General features: G+C 49.8%; 13 protein-coding genes and 1 pseudogene. 6 read left to right on the top strand and 8 right to left on the bottom strand.

Features of this window, described 5'->3' with window-relative positions:
* Positions 1-152: 152 nt before the first annotated feature.
* Both OEU85_RS15825 and OEU85_RS15820 read right to left on the bottom strand, forming a co-directional pair.
* On the bottom strand, positions 153-1,883 hold the full coding sequence (locus OEU85_RS15825; protein ID WP_262692487.1) for a recombinase family protein: 1,731 nt from the start codon (positions 1,881-1,883) through the stop codon (positions 153-155).
* 168 nt (positions 1,884-2,051) lie between these two features.
* Entirely contained in the window at positions 2,052-3,278 is a 1,227-nt protein-coding gene (locus OEU85_RS15820) for a hypothetical protein (protein WP_262692486.1), read from the bottom strand.
* A gap of 320 nt (positions 3,279-3,598) precedes the next feature.
* Here OEU85_RS15820 and OEU85_RS15815 point away from each other — a divergent pair, with 320 nt between their 5' ends.
* Positions 3,599-4,108, top strand: a complete 510-nt coding sequence (locus tag OEU85_RS15815) for a hypothetical protein (RefSeq protein WP_262692485.1) — start codon at positions 3,599-3,601, stop codon at positions 4,106-4,108.
* Positions 4,109-4,193: 85 nt separating this feature from the next.
* Complete coding sequence (locus tag OEU85_RS15810) at positions 4,194-5,072, top strand: ArdC family protein (protein WP_262692484.1); 879 nt, start codon at positions 4,194-4,196, stop codon at positions 5,070-5,072.
* A gap of 393 nt (positions 5,073-5,465) precedes the next feature.
* Here the strand turns inward: OEU85_RS15810 and OEU85_RS15805 are convergent, their stop codons facing one another.
* Positions 5,466-6,416: a S41 family peptidase gene (locus tag OEU85_RS15805; protein WP_262692483.1), complete on the bottom strand. Its 951-nt coding sequence runs from the start codon at positions 6,414-6,416 to the stop codon at positions 5,466-5,468.
* A gap of 353 nt (positions 6,417-6,769) precedes the next feature.
* On the opposite strand from OEU85_RS15805, the gene OEU85_RS15800 reads away from it, so the two are divergent.
* Positions 6,770-7,726, top strand: a complete 957-nt coding sequence (locus OEU85_RS15800; RefSeq protein WP_262692482.1) for a DNA-methyltransferase — start codon at positions 6,770-6,772, stop codon at positions 7,724-7,726.
* 11 nt (positions 7,727-7,737) lie between these two features.
* Positions 7,738-9,432: a DGQHR domain-containing protein gene (locus OEU85_RS15795; RefSeq protein WP_262692481.1), complete on the top strand. Its 1,695-nt coding sequence runs from the start codon at positions 7,738-7,740 to the stop codon at positions 9,430-9,432.
* A gap of 18 nt (positions 9,433-9,450) precedes the next feature.
* Here the strand turns inward: OEU85_RS15795 and OEU85_RS15790 are convergent, their stop codons facing one another.
* The gene (locus OEU85_RS15790; protein ID WP_262692480.1) at positions 9,451-10,050 is read right to left on the bottom strand and encodes a tyrosine-type recombinase/integrase; all 600 of its coding nucleotides are present in this window, start codon (positions 10,048-10,050) and stop codon (positions 9,451-9,453) included.
* 161 nt (positions 10,051-10,211) lie between these two features.
* Between OEU85_RS15790 and OEU85_RS15785 the strand changes: the two genes are divergently transcribed.
* Complete coding sequence (locus OEU85_RS15785; RefSeq protein WP_262692479.1) at positions 10,212-10,511, top strand: helix-turn-helix transcriptional regulator; 300 nt, start codon at positions 10,212-10,214, stop codon at positions 10,509-10,511.
* 9 nt (positions 10,512-10,520) lie between these two features.
* On the top strand, positions 10,521-12,050 hold the full coding sequence (locus tag OEU85_RS15780; RefSeq protein ID WP_262692478.1) for a recombinase family protein: 1,530 nt from the start codon (positions 10,521-10,523) through the stop codon (positions 12,048-12,050).
* On the opposite strand, the pseudogene OEU85_RS18650 reads toward OEU85_RS15780, so the two are convergent.
* The 4 genes and pseudogenes from OEU85_RS18650 to OEU85_RS15765 all read right to left on the bottom strand — a co-directional run.
* Positions 12,008-12,145 (bottom strand): annotated as a pseudogene (locus OEU85_RS18650) (ATP-binding protein); the annotation flags it as partial. The gene OEU85_RS15780 and the pseudogene OEU85_RS18650 overlap by 43 nt on opposite strands.
* Before the next feature lie 278 nt (positions 12,146-12,423).
* Positions 12,424-13,497: a tRNA guanosine transglycosylase family protein gene (locus OEU85_RS15775; protein ID WP_262692477.1), complete on the bottom strand. Its 1,074-nt coding sequence runs from the start codon at positions 13,495-13,497 to the stop codon at positions 12,424-12,426.
* 48 nt (positions 13,498-13,545) lie between these two features.
* On the bottom strand, positions 13,546-14,424 hold the full coding sequence (locus tag OEU85_RS15770) for a DUF5591 domain-containing protein (protein WP_262692476.1): 879 nt from the start codon (positions 14,422-14,424) through the stop codon (positions 13,546-13,548).
* Between the two features lie 11 nt (positions 14,425-14,435).
* Positions 14,436-15,809 (bottom strand): hypothetical protein, encoded by a 1,374-nt coding sequence (locus OEU85_RS15765; RefSeq protein ID WP_262692475.1) that lies wholly within the window; start codon positions 15,807-15,809, stop codon positions 14,436-14,438.
* Positions 15,810-15,850 lie beyond the last annotated feature (41 nt).

The raw sequence follows: 15,850 nt of genomic DNA, 5'->3' as shown, positions 1-15,850 counted from the left end.
TAGTAGGATTTTAGACGAGCACAGATTCCATGCCAATATTGATATTCATGAATTTAACGATGATTATTGACCCGCCAGTTCCGCCCGAACAATGAGGTAACAATATTTCCACTGCCGCCCGTAAGATAATGTGAGTCTGAGGGTGGGGGATTTTATGATCGTATAGCGGACCTCAAGCGTTCGATACTTACAAGGACTTCTCCCTCATCAAGTTCGGAAAGCCAGTCCGTAGGGTCACCCAAAGCAACAGAATGGTTTTCGAGTGCTCGGAATCCATTCTTGCACTTAAACTTCAACGTATTTTCGGACAGGGTGAGTTCGGAAAACATCAAATCGATGACCATCTGTTTTTCAATCGATTCCGCTGAAAAATAGTAGAGCTTAGCCCTATTTACGAGTTCGGAAAGCCTTACGACATCCTTCATGGTTTCGTGCATGGCCTCGTCAGAAATCTGCTCATTCTGCCGAAGATCGGCGAGTTGAGCATTCAGCCGAACTTCCTCCCGCACGAAGCTGTCAGGGTCATATACGCCCGCTTTGAGGAGGCTGAGGCGGTTTTCATGCATGTATTTCAGGTCGCTGCGGATTCTCTTTTTGCGGCGTTCCATCTGGTCCAGTTCGCTGTGGCGGCGTTCTTCAAGGACGGCAACATCGGTGTCTGCCTTTCTGTTGAGCTCTTCAAGCTCCTCCTCGGTGAATACCAGCTTGGCAATGCATTCGCCGATCCTGTCCTCTATGAAAGACAGATTAAAGCTCCGCTTGGTGTTCACGCAGTCCTTGGCGCAGCGGGCGCCAAAATACTGAATCCCCTTCTTCATGTACGGCGTATAGACACGACTACAGTACGCACATCGTATTTTGCCTCGGAGCGGCATCTCGATCTTGTTCGCATAGCGGATGCTGACATTCCTGCCGCCGAGCATGCCCTGTACCTGGTCGAAAAGCTTGTCTGACACCAGTGCCTCATGGCTCACACTTCTCACATACTGCCCGTGGTTGCCGATCACGCGCCCGGTGTAGAACGGATTGCGGAGGATTTTTTGTATGTGGCTGGTGGTCAATGGCCGGGCTACCTTTTTCAGAGTCACTTCGTCATCGGCAAGCATTTCTTCTTCGGTGCGCTTGCGCCGCATCGGCAGTGCTGTCAGCCCTGCTTCGCCCGCCCACGCTGCCAATTCCGCAAGCGCCCATGTGCCCTCCGCGTATAGTTCGAAGAGTCGTCTGATAAGAGGGGCGCGGTCAGGATCGAACGGCTTTTTCAGCATGTCGCCCCTGTTGAGATATCCGATGGGCGCACGATAGGTACAGACTCCCCGTTCCCGCAGGTTATAGGTCGCGAGCCGCACCTTTTCGCTGGTCACCCGTGAATGGTGGGCCGCGAACATGCCGTCGATGTCCATGTGCAATGCGCCGGCACTTGAGTTCTCATAGGTGGCATAGGCAAAACGTACATCAATACCGCTCCGCATCAATTTGCTGATGACAGTATCATCTCCTTTATTGCGGCTGATACGGTCCCAGCACAGACAGATGACACCTTTGAAATATCCCTGACTGAGGAACGCAACCAGACGCTGAAACTTCGGGCGCTCGATGCGATATTGCACCATACCGTCCTTGGTGACAGTCACATTGGTATCTTCCTTGAAACCTGAATGTCGTTCGGAGATAACGCCGGATACCGCGAAGCCCTTGAGAGTCACTGGTGCTATAGGCAGATGTTCCCGTTTCGCCAGTTTGGCGTTTTCAGTGCGCTGGTACGCTATAGAGTTTTTCTGATTATTGGCTTCGTCGGTACTCTTACGGGTATAGACGAGATAACAGTCACGGTAGGCGCCGCTTTGGATCTTTTTGAGTATTTGTTTGTCCGTTTGAACTGACATGTGATGGTGGGATTATTTCATCGTCGGTGATCGTATATCCTTCAGATATCAGGCGATTGTGAATCCGGCGCAGGACGGCACCGAGGTCGCGAAAGGACTGCATTTCCTCTTCGGTAAACTTGTCGCCTTTGGGGGTGGCCTTTGGGGTTGGGTGCTGGTCTCTATTCATCATACCGCGTCATGGTTATCCGTGCGAATCTCAGCCAGTGGATTCTCCCCACGGGGCAACTCACTGTGTGTGTCCTGAACAGGATAGATATACTTCCGCCGTTTGTTATACGGGTCGCGCTCTTCAACAATGAGCCCTGCCGTCTCCAGCATGGGGAGGATTTGCTGACGAAACTGGATGGCATCCAGCATGCGACCATAGAAACGGTAGTGCTCGGTCAAAACCTCGCCCCGCGTCAGACCGATGGTGCGCCCATTGTAGGCCTTCTGTTTGTCCTGCCAGGTAGGCAGGATCACATCCGTATAGAGCTGATAAACATAGGGCGGGATGTTTGCTTCCTGTGCAGGACGCAACTCTTCCCATAACGCATAGGCCTCAGCAAAGTCGTCTGGACTGACGGTGATGGTGCTGCCATCCCTGTCTCGGTGCCACAGGTTAAGGAGCGCGAATGCCTTCATCAGGGATATGAAGCGTTTGATGTCCCGCTGCGCGCGTGGTCGAAGTGTGGTGTCGTCACCGAGAAACAGTTTCTGTATTTCTTCACGCAGATCAGGTGCTATGCGGATATTGTCGATACGCGCATCCCGCACCGCTTTGATCCGCTCCTTTAGGGCCATACGTGCCGCATTCTGTTCCAATTCCGAAACATATCGAGCGCCATCCATGGCCTTTTTGATGCTCTCATCGATGCTGTGACGAATTTTCTCCTGATCCACATCTGGGGACAGCAGGAAGAACCGTGTGGATTCCTGTTCATTGACGACAAGCGCCGCTGTCGAGAACACGACAGACGGGAACCCCTTCAGCACCACATCCTTGGTCCTCAGCCCCTGTTTCTGGCTCTTGTCGGTAATCTTGATATTGATGGTCTTCGCATCATGGGATAGCAAGGGACGGAGCCGGGTGAGCAGTTCCGAATGCGGCTGGTCCAGAAAGACCAGTATTTTACGGGACAGGTCCACTATGACCCTTCCCTTCTTCTCCTTGTCCGGCTCTCCCACATCATGAAAGAAAGCGGTCGGGCTGCAGTAGCCCATCTGCATCACATCTTCGCCTGGGAACAGTTTGGCAATTTCCGTGGGGATATAACTCTTGCCCGTCGATGACGGTGCATTGAAGGATACGTTATATTGATCGCCTTCGGTGAAGGCCGAGAGCGCACAGAGGAACGTCACCAGCTTGTTGGTGCGGTCATGTTTGATGGTGAGATCGAGAACCTCACTCAATTGGTCAGACCCCATCGGCTTAAATGGTTTTGATGTGGACATGGCAAATAGTGTTAGCGGCTATGTCCCCAGAATACGGGCAGGTGCGTGTCGGTCGAGGTGTCTCCCTTTCGGTACCCACAGCACAACACCCACATTGGGGTACCTACCTCTATTCCCTGCAGTTCGTTATCCTGTTGCACATATACCGTCGATGTTGCGCAGACAGGTATCAACGTTATCAGTCGTCCTCGGATTTCCAGCGTCTCGAATTGCCCGACACATACCCTTGCACTGGATGCCCACATGGCCAGTGAAAAGCCGAGATAACCGTTCTTTCTATGTACCAACATCAATCGACCGACCGCATCACATTGGCCATTTATCCCAATGGACCTGGGTTCGGGTTCGCGCTCTTCAGGAATACCGACGCCATCCTTGCCTGGGGTGTTAAGCGGGCCGCCGGGGACAAGAACAAGGTCTGTGTCCGCAAGTTCATCCGTCTCCTCAACAAGAGCCATCCCACCGATATCGTGCTGGAGGATATTCCGAGAGAACAAGAGCACCGCCGCCCTCGTGTTGCTGACCTCATCATCTCGCTTGCACAGATATCCATGGCGCAGGGGTGCGAGGTTCATTTCTATTCCCGAGCGCAGATCAGGGAGGCATTTCAGACCCGCCATGCCTTCACCAAGCAGGAAATCGCGGAAGCAGTCGGCGCCATCATACCGAACCTCACGCATCTCGTGCCGCCACACAAGAAACCATGGGAAGTGGAGCATAAGGCCATGAGCTACTTTTCGGCTGCCTCTCTTGCCCTCACGCACTTCCACGTCACGCAGCACGGTTAACCCGCCTCCTCGGATGGCGCGGGGCTGAAGCCTGGAACCCTGTTCCTGGCTTCACATCCGTTCCATCAATCAAAGGAGGCTCCCCGTGAAGCCGCAAGCAATCTATGAAACCGTCACCAACAAGATCATCGCAGAACTGGAGGCAGGTACCGTGCCGTGGGTCAAACCATGGAAATCAAAAGGCAGTCCCATGCTGCCACACAATGCCGTCACCGGTCGACCATACAGCGGCATCAATGTGCTGCTTCTCTGGGGCATGGCTGCAGAACGTGGTTATGATCGCCCTGGCTGGCTCACCTTCCGTCAGGCCACAGCACTCGGCGCGCGGGTGCGGAAGGGCGAGAAAGGCTCGCATGTGGTGTTCGTCAAGCGCATGGAAGTACAGGATGATGATGCAGATGATGAAGAAGCCACCAAGTCGGTGGCCATCATCAAATCCTATGTCGTCTTCAATCTCAGCCAGATAGACGAACTGCCAGAGGCCTATACCCATGAGCCTGAAGGCCTGCCTGAACATGAGCGTATCGAACTGGCGGAAAGCTTCATCGCGGCCATCGGCATCAATATCGCCCATGGTGGCGATAGGGCGGCCTATAACCCCCGTCACGATGCCATTGTCATGCCCCCTCTCTCAAGTTTTGAGACACCTGAGCATTATTACGCCACGCTCTTCCATGAGCTTGGGCACGCGAGCGGGCATCAAGTTCGTCTGAACCGTGATCTCAGGAGCCGGTTCGGTACCGAAGCCTATGCGGCTGAGGAACTGATTGCCGAACTTACGTCCGCGTATCTCTGTGCTGCGTTCGGCATCGAGGGGCAACTGAGGCATGCGTCCTATATCGACAACTGGCTGTCTCTGCTCAAGAAGGACAATCGCGCGGTGTTTACGGCGGCAAGCAAAGCAAGTGCTGCCATGGATTATCTGCTTGAAACAGCAGGAGTGCGTATGGTGGCAGCGGAATGAAAACTGTTCTTTTAAGCCTCGGCGGGTGTAACCGCCGAGGCTTTTTCAATAGTGAAAGCGCCGAAGCTCCTGTGATTGCTGGTCACACGAGTTTGGGTCGAGCTGGAACCTCGGCGCTCATGGCAGGATGCAATGCGTATCAATAATATTCCATAAAAAAGGGTGAGAAGCGCCAGAACCACCCCTCACCCCCGCCCCGGCAAGACACCATGAAAAACCGGAGCTATCCTGACATTCCCCTGCGCGGGACTGTCAGGAGGAACCTCTAGGGGTCATAAACAGGTGCGTGCCCAGCCATCTTTTGGGAAGGAAGACTGGACACGCGGCTCTCACACCACTTGCTTTTCATACGGAGGGGCAGAGAGCAAACTGGATGAAATTTCAGGCACACCATCATCGCGCCTTTCGGAAAAGCTGGCGGATGGCAAAGGTGTAGACCCTGTCGGTCGCCACACCGAGTTCACCGTCACGGCGAAGACTGTAGGTTCGTTTGAAATCTGGCATCACATGTGCTGGCGGTGCTTTGTCCGCACCCGGTGCATAGCGCAGCACCGTGTATCCGAGGCGGCGCTTATTGCCCTCGGCGTCTTCAAACGGAAACCACGCCTGTGCTGTCCATTTACCGAAGGTTTGTCTCCCGACCAGAAACACGTTGTCGGAATTTAGGCGGCGCATGATTTCCGCCAGAATTTCACAAGCTGAGTAGGTGTGGTCATTTATAAGGATGGCGAAACGCTTGTCTCTGAGGCTGCCAACACGGTCCCGCTTATCGGGATAGAAACGCTCAGCCAGTTCCTGCACATGAAATGTTTTGGTGATGAGGCTGAAGTCCTCAGCCTCACTATCCCGCTTGGTTTCGGTATAAACGGGGGCGTCACCGTCGGGGTCCACGACCATGAGCGCCATCTTGATAGCCTGATCCAGCCGACCGCCGCCATTCTGGCGCAGGTCCAGCACAATGTGGTTCTGCTCGATATCGGAGACGGCAGTATAAAACTCGTCAGCGGTGTTGAGGCCAAAACGCGTTATCCGCACATAAGCCCAGTCTCCCGGCACGTCTACAGAAACGGTATCGGTGTCTTCTTGCCAATCCTTGCGAGCGGCTTCCTCTTTCCAGCCACCGATGATGCGGTCAAAGGGGCCGAAACAATCATCGCCGCGACTGCCCCTCAGTTCCTTGCGGATATCTTGCAGGCAGGCGGCTTCGTCGATTTCGGTGAGGGAGAATTGTTTGATGAGGCCGAGGAGATGGGCTTCGGTTTTATCCTGCGCGGCGTCAGCCCATAGCGGTGAGCCATGCATCAGCACAACGGCGACACACACTACCGAGAATATACTTTTCACGTCCGCCTCCCCTTGGATCACGAATTTGTTCCAAGGGAAATGCGATTAGCCCTTGAACAGAATTACGTATTTTGTTCAAGGCTGTAGGAGGACTGGCGAGCTTGTTGGTAGCCTACTTGGAAACGCTTGAAATTTGGCGCGACACCCATAAACGTCGAATTTTCAATTTCTCTACACGTCCGGAAACAAGCGTGATATCAAGCAATGCTAGAAGCGGTGAATAGCAGAATCATAAATAAATCAATATCTTACGGAGATTTGATGGCAATTTTTAGTGGCAAAATAAGACGCTTTAAATTGAATGGTTGCCAAAACACCAACTCATTATCTATATGATTATGGTTGTATATTAGATGCAGAAGAACATGAACGCGCCATTAAGTTGTAATGATTTCAGTCTGTTTGACCTTAGGGAGGGGCTCGCAGAAGAGATTCTGGAGACCTATCCAGATGACCATTTTGATCTCGTTATTACCTCGCCACCATACAACATTGGTAAAGAGTATGAGCGTGAAGAACGCCTCTCGCTCGACGACTATTTGGAGTGGCTCGACGGTATAATTGAAAAGCTTGTAAAAAAACTCAAAAATACAGGCTCTATTTGCTGGCAAGTGGGAAACTACATCGACGCAGGAGAGGTTTTCCCACTGGATATATTCTTCTACCAGCTTTTCAAAAAGCGTGGATTAAAGCTCAGAAACAGAATTATCTGGCGTTTCAATTTTGGCCTGAACGCCACTAATCGGTTCTCTGGACGCTATGAAACATTGCTTTGGTTTTCAAAATCGGACGAATACACCTTCAACCTAGACCCCGTTAGAGTTCCTCAACTATATCCAGGAAAGCGGCACAGCGACAAAAAAGGTGATAAAGCGGGAAAGCCATCAGGAAACCCGCTTGGCAAAAACCCTTCTGATTATTGGGAGTTTTCGGGGGAAAAGGCTTTCAAAGACGATCCTGTTTGGGATATTCCGAATGTTAAATCTTTGCACCCCGAAAAGACAATACATCCCTGCCAATTCCCAATAGAACTGGCGGAAAGATGCATCCTCGCTTTCAGTAACGCAGGCGACGTTGTGTTGGACCCTTTTGTCGGCACCGGCACAAGCGTTATTGCCTCTCTCAAGCATGGGCGGGCAAGTGTGGGGATAGATAAGAGCCCTGAATACGTGAAAATCGCCACCGATAGAGTATCCAAGTTTTGTGCAGGCGAGTTGGCTATGAGGCCGTCAGGCAAACCTGTCCGTCGCCCTAAGAAGACCGAAAAGGTTGCGCAAGTCCCTGAAGAATGGCTGCAGACTAATGAATAACTGGAACCTAAATGGCTAAGGCACCAAAAAAGAAAAAATTGTCTCCTGAAGAAAAGGAGAGAAAACAGCATACCAGCGAAATACGTTCTGTATTTACGCTTTCAGGTTTCCAACGAATTCCAGCCGTTGCCGACAAGGAATTCACTTTCGGAGGTCGAACGGGAGACGTAGACGACATTTTTGTTTACGAAAACATTGTCGTACTAGCAGAGTACACCTGCACAAAATCGGCAAACATCTCTACGCATCTGCTGAAGAAGAAAATTCTCTTCGATAAAATCCTTGGTGATCCAACTGGATTTATTAAGTACCTCGATACAAAGTTTCCCATCTTCAAAGAACGCCGGGGCGATGATCACCACATCTCCCAATACAAGCTCCGCATCGTCTATGCCTCGAAAAACAAGATAGATGAAGCTCATAAAACCTCTGTGCCCAACACAGTCTATTTTGACTACCCCGTAATGAAATATTTTCAGAGTGTAGTTAAAGCGGTCAAAAAATCTGCCCGTTTCGAACTACTGAATTTCTTGGGCTTTGATTGTACAGATATTGCGGTAAAAGGCAGTGGTGGCACAGGCCAAAAGAACTCGACATATTCGGGATCAATCCTTCCCGAAGCGCATTCCAACTTTGATGAAGGTTTCAAGGTCGTCTCATTCTACGTAGACCCCGAAGCCCTTTTATCTCGTACATATGTACTGCGTAAGGATGGTTGGCGTGAAGGCGACGGCCTATATCAACGCATGATCTCCGCTGGCAAAGTTTCCGCAATTCGTAAACACCTGAAAGAGAAAAAACGAGTTTTTATCAACAACATCATTGTTACCCTTCCGAGTGAGACCAAACTTCTCGACGACAAAAAAAATACAATGGATGTTGATAAGCTGACCAAAACATCACCTGTAACAATTCAGTTGCCAGACTCATACAATTCTATCGGGATCATCGACGGGCAGCATCGGGTTTTTTCCTACCATGAAGGAGGGAGCTTTGACGAAGACATCGTCAAACTGAGACAGCGCCAAAATCTGCTTGTCACAGGAATAATATATCCTGAAGGCATTAAAGATATTGAGCGAACAAAGTTTGAAGCAAACCTCTTCTTGGAAATCAATTCCAATCAAACCAACGCCAAGTCAGATCTAAAGCATGCTATTGGATTGCTATTGACGCCATTTTCGCCTGCGTCAATAGGCAAGCAGATTGTGAACAAGTTGAATGAGAAAGGTGCTCTGTTTGATCAGTTTGAGCGTCATTTCTATGACGCGCAGAAACTCAAAACGACGTCTATAATTAGCTATGGGCTGATACCACTCATCAAGTTGGGCGGCTCAGATTCTCTGTTCAAAGCCTGGAAGAACCCAGCCAAAGAAACCCTTGAATCTGGAGCGGACAAGGAGCTTTTAGAAGAATATATCAAACACTGTACAAGCGAAATTAATCTATTCTTGTCTGCCGTCAAAAAGATCATGCCCAGTGACAAGTGGGTCACGGAAAGAAATATAAAGGGCCGCCTACTAACGACAACCTTCATAAACGGCCTATTGATCTGCCTACGCCACATCGTGGAGAACGATAAACTCGGGGATCTTAGCTATTACAGCAAGCGGCTAGATGGCATCGATGCATTTGCATTTGGAGACTACCATTCCAGTCAATACGGGCGAATGGGCGAAGAGATTTATAAAAAGCACTTTGAATAAATCGCCGAGCCAAGCCAGCTACGACAGAGGAAAACTCCGCCACATTCCTTTGGCTATCTCCAATTCCTCGGCTCCTGTCGCATTTGCATAGAGCGCTGTGGTCTCAATATCTGCATGGCCCATCCATTTTTGTACCATGTTAAGTGCTACGCCGCACTGAACAGCGGATACTGCGAATGTATGACGAAGTCCTCGTGAAGTCGCACCAATTCCCGATAATCCTGCGTTCTGCATTACCTGAGCAACCCGGCTCCATGCCGTCGTGCGCGACCATGCCCACAACCTCTTGTCGGATCGCTTTTCAGTCTCTGTAATGCCATGAACCCGAACAAGAGTCATCAATACTTCGTAGGGCACGGGAACGGCACGAAACACAACTTTTCTGCGTTTCTTCAGGCATTTAATGACAATGCATTGAAGCGCTAAGTCTACACAACTTGGCGTTAATGCGCTCACTTCTGAAGGCCGTGCACCTGTGTAGGCGAGGATCATGCAGAATGTCATCACACTTGGATCAGCATTCTGCGCTGCCTCTAAGAATGCCTCTCTTTCCCTTGTTGTAAGGTATGTTCTATTCCCAGCCTCATCGAACGGCTTAAATCCTCTGTACGCACTCATATACTTACTCAAAACAAGTTGACTTCTAATCAGTATTTTGAACAAAATACGTAATTCTGTTCAAAATCCATCAAACATGGATAATTCGATAGTTTTAACTGTACCATTTATTTAAATTAACTTAAAATCCACTCCTCGCACATTTCCTGTTGGGGGAGAAAATGTCATTTCAGCATCTTTCCGAGGACTATGTTCCCACGCACGTTCAGAACCGGCGTATAATTGAGTTGCTGGAGGAAATCCTCCACGAGACGCGGGCGTCGAAAACGATCAAACGCATGTGGTCTCTCGATGATATTGCCGCGTATCTCAATCGATCAAAAATCACGATCCAACAGCGAGTGGTATGTAAACCCGACTTCCCCGATGCTGTCCGCATTCCCACCAAAGCCGGTAGACTTGGCCCCCTATGGTATCAAGATGAAGTGCTTAAATGGATCAAACGCCACCAGAAGAAATAGGAGGAGGCCATGCCTCGGAAGGCTGGCGATACCGACGCTCGCAAACAAGTGGGCATCTGGATAAGGGTTTCAACCGAGGAGCAGGCTCAGGGCGATAGCCCTGAGCACCATGAGAAACGCGCCCGAGGGTATGCCGACGCCAAAGACTGGGATGTGGTCTCTATATACCACCTAGAGGGTGTCAGTGGTAAGGCGGTCATGGACCACCCTGAGACGAAACGCATGCTTGCTGATGTGCAAGCTGGCGCCATCCAAGGGCTCATTTTTTCTAAACTGGCACGTCTCGCCAGAAACACCAGAGAACTGCTGGATTTCGCCGATATCTTCAAAGAGCACGGTGCGGGCCTCATTTCCCTCCAAGAGGCCATTGATACCACCAGCCCTGCGGGACGCCTCTTCTACACAATGATTGCTGCGATGGCGCAATGGGAGCGCGAAGAGATTGCTGATCGTGTCGCGGCCTCAATCCCCATCCGGGCCAAACTTGGGAAAAACATTGGTGGTCAGGCAAGTTTTGGCTACCGCTGGAATGACGGCAAACTTGAGCCCGACCCTGAGGAAGCCCCCGTCCGAGTGCTGATCTATGAACTCTTCAAGGAGCATAAACGCAAGAAGACAGTAGCCCGTATCTTGAACGAGCGTGGATACCGCACACGCAAAGGCCGCAAGTTCACCGATACTACAGTAGATAGGTTGCTACGCGATCCGACAGCCAAGGGTTTGCGCCGTGCCAACTACACAAGAACTCCTGGTGCAAACAAGCAGTGGTCCATAAAGCCTGAGGAAGAGTGGATATGGTTGCCCGTTGAGCCAATTGTGTCAGAAGAGTTGTGGAATGAATGTGTGGGCTTTCTTGATCAGCAGCGGACATCACGGCAGAAGAAGATGAGCCGCAAGGTCACTCACCTGTTCACTGGTATCGCCTATTGCTCGTGCGGGCACAAAATGTATGTTCCGTCCAACACTCCGAAATATGTTTGCTATCTGTGTCGGAACAAAATCCCGATCGAAGACCTCGACGCCGTGTTCCATGAACAGCTCAAAGAGCTTTCGCTGCATCCGCAAGAACTGGACGACTACCTCTTGCAAGTGGACGAGAACCTCAAGGCACATGAAGAACGCGTGCATGTGCTTGAAGCCAAGCAGCGCGACATTCAAAAGAAAATTGACCAAGTCTACGACCTCTATCTAGATGGCCAAATCCCAAAAGACGGCTTTGGAAAAAGGATTGCTCCTTACGAGGAACAATTGCGTCAAATCGAGGATGAGCTGCCTCGCGCTCAGGCAGAATGTGACGTTCTGAAAATTAATCATCTTTCGAAAGATCATATCCTCGCTGAGGCTGCAGACCTTTACAAGCAATGGACTCTTCTTTCTTACGAAGAGAAGAGATCCATTGTTGAGGCGGTCTGCAGCCGCATCACCATCGGAAAAGATGAAATCGATATTGATCTCATCTTTTCCTCGGAAAACGATGGCAACAGGGCAACAAATCAACAGGGGTTCATGGCGGCCACCATCTGGAACCGGGCCGGATAGACAACATGGGCCTGAACCCGTGCCACCGCTGCCTCACCGCTTTCAAGCGGTTGCCTTAGCGCTTCCAGTGCATTGCGTGAGAACTCCGGCATTTTACGTTTTAGGACATGAGTCATCCATTTTATCCATGATAGGTGCTCAATTCTGCATCCTTTTGTTGGACCCCAAATAACGACCATCCTTCCGTCCCGACCAATTTCAGAAGAACAGCGAACGCAGCGGCAGTCAAGGTCGGTCAAAGACCGCCGCGAAGCGGTTACCTTGACAGAGCGAGTACGATGTTATTGTCAAAAACTGGCGGTGATGCATAGATCAGTAGCTGGTTCTCTTATCCGGAAACGACCCACAGCGAACGATCTGATGGTTGGAGTAATCAAAGATTGAGTAAACTGAACCAATGACTTGGCAACCGTGAGCTGAGGAAGTGATGGTGCTCGCCGCTTGCTATTGCACTTTCCAATGATCTGACCTCGCTTAGAACCACCCACGCGTTGTGAGCCGCGCGGGGCACGTAGGAAGAGTTGAGTTTCGCAAGGCGCTCCTCGACTGATGAGCAATGTTTACAGATCGGGCACAAGCAATTCTCCAAGAGCTCAATCTCTGCTTCGGTTAGCGCAGGACGAGTGTGTCGTGTCTTTATACCAGACTTTGTAGGAAAGCGTGCGGGGCGACCGGGCAAATAAATTGTGCCAAAATTAGCAGCTGAGCGCCATCCGATAGAGTCCACGGAATTCACACCAAGCGCCATTAAAGATAGAATTGTTGACGGTGCGCCTACACCAAAAGCATGAACGTTATGTTCAGGAAACGCCTCTTTAGTCTGTCTGACTATTGAGGACACGTGTTCTCGGGCATGTCTTCCATCAGATAGCCGGCTATCATTTTTTTGCCGGAGCAGGGGCACTATTCCACCCACACCAACCCAAGCCCAAGAACTAGATCTAGCTTTTATCACATCAATATTCGCTGACACTTCATCAATCGTTCGCCCATGCACTACCGGAATTAGTTTCTCCGTTCCAAGCTCCTGGAGAAGAAACTCCAAATTCTCTTGAGTTCGTCTATATTTGTCTGATCGCTCCTGCTCCGTCTCGTCAAATCCAGGTGGAAAATCTAAGGAAATAAATAGATCTGCATCAGTATCTCGGTACACATCCGCTATAGTTTGAATTGGTAAAGCGCCGTCGGGGTTTGTCATCATGGTGAAGCCCCCTGAATCCAGCATCAATGGACCATCCACTCCAAACTGCGGCTTTAGTGGCTTCGAGAATATCTTTTGGAGGTATTGTGGCCTATGTACCGCCTCCCCTAGGCTCAGCATCAAAGGCTGACCTTTGAGTTCATCAAACTCTGCGCTTACAACTCGGGCGCGCACGCTTTGACCAAGCCACAACTGAAGTTTTTTTTCCTTTGAGTGCTTGGTGGGCGCATGCAAAAATTCAAACATAGGAGGGTGTCATTCCTGTGCGAAAACAAGCTGTTGGAGGTGATGACCTTATCGATAGACTGGGATAGTTCTTACCCGTAGCCCGTTCGGACGCTGAATTTTTTTAAAATGACCCTCTATGCCAAGAATGCTAACTAGGTCTCTGTATGGGCGAAAGCTCAAGCAATCTAGGGCCTCTTCATAAAAGCAGTTTTTCAACAGCCGACGGCCCATAACCAGCATTCTATATAGGTCACGGACCCCCGTATCATACCTCATAACAATAGAATGCTCCCAGGTCTCCTTAGGAATAAAGCCGAGAGAAGTGACCACTACTTGATCATAATCTTCTAGGTCGTACCCTGCCTCAAAGAGCCGACCCGTAAGATTCTTGTAGGTCGGCGATTGATGATAAGGGCGTTTTTTCCCGCACGGCAAAAGCAGAATCTTTTTGTTTTGCTGCTCAAGTGTTGGCACCTCCGCCTCAAATCGTCGGATGTCAGGGCGTAGATAAGAATGCCAATTGGAAAGAATTATTGGCTCGTCATCTGAAGTTCTAACTTCGGAAATTGGATTTATTGGGCCTAATGATGCTTCGTCTATACGTTGAAGTGTCTCTGAAATTGTCACATCAACAGACGCGACGGCCTCAAGCAACAACCTCAATTGCCCGTTTCTTTTAGCGGCCTCTATTTCATAAATGAGTGTTTCTTCTGTAAGCCCTGAGATGAATGGAACATATGTGTTGACATCAGTAGAGTTTTTCCAATCTAGGCCAAAATATTCAAATAGCGCCACCCAAGTCTTCGGAAAATTAATGAACTGAAAATTATCTGTGTTTTCTTTCATGCCCTGAACCGCGCGCCGAATAAAGCGAGACATGAGGTCGCCGTTTGCGTACCAATCTCTTCGTAGCTCCCGATAGTCAACCCGATTGAACGCGCTCAATTGGCCCCCCCCTAGATAGACAGCTTAATCTGCTTGTTGTCGTGATCTACTTGCCAACCATTTGCGTCTGGGGTTTTTCCAAGATGATAGATATATTGGTCAACACGATAGGTGATGTACCAATTGGGATCTGCTTTAAGCTTTTCCGCTTCCGCTTCTCGTGCAAGCCGCCAGTTCTTTACATTTGGGGTATTACTTCTCGTCAGCATTGAAAGGCTTGTCTCAAGCAGCGATTTCATTGAAAGATCGAAGCAAATCTGAAATTGTTCCTCTTCATACTTAAAAAATTTCGCGGTTGTGCGCATGACACTTCTGTCCAATAGATACCGCGCCATTCCTGCATTGAAAGGAATAGCAAATACTTTTGGGCGTTTCATGTGAGGATGTAGATTCCAAATAACGGTAAGTTTTAAAAACTGACGTCGCATGCCCTTTGCCGCGAACCAACGAAACTTTTTCAAGTTGCTTTCCAGTTTCTTAGGCCTGCCATTACTGCACCAGAATCCCGTCGCTAGTTTCAGCGCCGAACCACCATAGTTTCGCCTGAGTTCGTCAACGGACTCATTTATAGATGTTGCAATCGCCTCTCTCCTCAACAAACCCGATATACCGCGCGTTTCGGTGCCTCCTATCGCTTCTGCAAGGGTGAAGGCGTAGCTTTTATCTTGCCAGATTGGGCTAGCAATGCCCTTGGAAGAGAACAAATCGCTATCAATTAGTGCCAAGGCACCAAGCTCTTGATAGAATGCAGTCCATTCCGTTTCCTTAAGCCATTGATGCTCGTGCTGAAACCTCGCTTCGACAATGTGTCCGACGAATAGAATATTTGCGGCGACTTCATCGGTCAGCCCTTCAGGACGAATTGCGCGGTTGGGGTTGCTAGAACTAGTGACTAATGCATCTATAATATTGCCCGCTACACCTTCTATGTGATCGGTGTCGTTCGGGATGACTGCGGTGGCATGTTCTTTATACTCCGCATGCCATGACGCATTCGCCCACCCATAAGTATTTCGGGTCACGGCGAAACTGCCAAAAACCAGTCGTAGCAGCGCTGGTATGAACGCCAAGAAATCCAGGAGTGCAAAAATTAGCCACGCCCAAAAAATGCTCTGGAAGTGGTCATGTATAGATGCCGGAATTCCCAAAAAACATTTTTCAACAAGGCTAAACTCTTTGCCAAAATATATAACGGATGCCGCCGCCCCTGCTATATGAACTAACATAGTCAATTTGTATGGATATCGGTCAAGCACGCTAAAAAAAAGGCCCAATGACCCCAACTGCTGCTCTTGTTGCGAAGACCAGCTCAGCCACTTCCTTAAGGGGACTAAAGCTCGCCCCCCACCCCAGAATAGCTGGATTGCTGCGCTAAATATTGACACTGGAATCCCTCAACAATTTATTTGTTTATTTTTGCAACCTT

It is taken from the genome of Kordiimonas aestuarii (genome assembly GCF_025574465.1).
Classification (GTDB): Bacteria; Pseudomonadota; Alphaproteobacteria; order Sphingomonadales; family Kordiimonadaceae; genus Kordiimonas; species Kordiimonas aestuarii.
This window is presented reverse-complemented; position numbering and strand designations above follow the sequence as displayed.

What these genes read in the sequence shown, in the direction of transcription:
- OEU85_RS15800 (WP_262692482.1), top strand. Translation starts at nt 6,770, where the DNA reads ATGCAGAAGAACATGAACGCGCCATTAAGTTGTAATGATTTCAGTCTG.
- OEU85_RS15815 (WP_262692485.1), top strand. Translation starts at nt 3,599, where the DNA reads ATGTACCAACATCAATCGACCGACCGCATCACATTGGCCATTTATCCC.
- OEU85_RS15790 (WP_262692480.1), bottom strand. Translation starts at nt 10,050, where the DNA reads ATGAGTGCGTACAGAGGATTTAAGCCGTTCGATGAGGCTGGGAATAGA.
- OEU85_RS15795 (WP_262692481.1), top strand. Translation starts at nt 7,738, where the DNA reads ATGGCTAAGGCACCAAAAAAGAAAAAATTGTCTCCTGAAGAAAAGGAG.
- OEU85_RS15775 (WP_262692477.1), bottom strand. Translation starts at nt 13,497, where the DNA reads ATGTTTGAATTTTTGCATGCGCCCACCAAGCACTCAAAGGAAAAAAAA.
- OEU85_RS15780 (WP_262692478.1), top strand. Translation starts at nt 10,521, where the DNA reads ATGCCTCGGAAGGCTGGCGATACCGACGCTCGCAAACAAGTGGGCATC.
- OEU85_RS15785 (WP_262692479.1), top strand. Translation starts at nt 10,212, where the DNA reads ATGTCATTTCAGCATCTTTCCGAGGACTATGTTCCCACGCACGTTCAG.
- OEU85_RS15825 (WP_262692487.1), bottom strand. Translation starts at nt 1,883, where the DNA reads ATGTCAGTTCAAACGGACAAACAAATACTCAAAAAGATCCAAAGCGGC.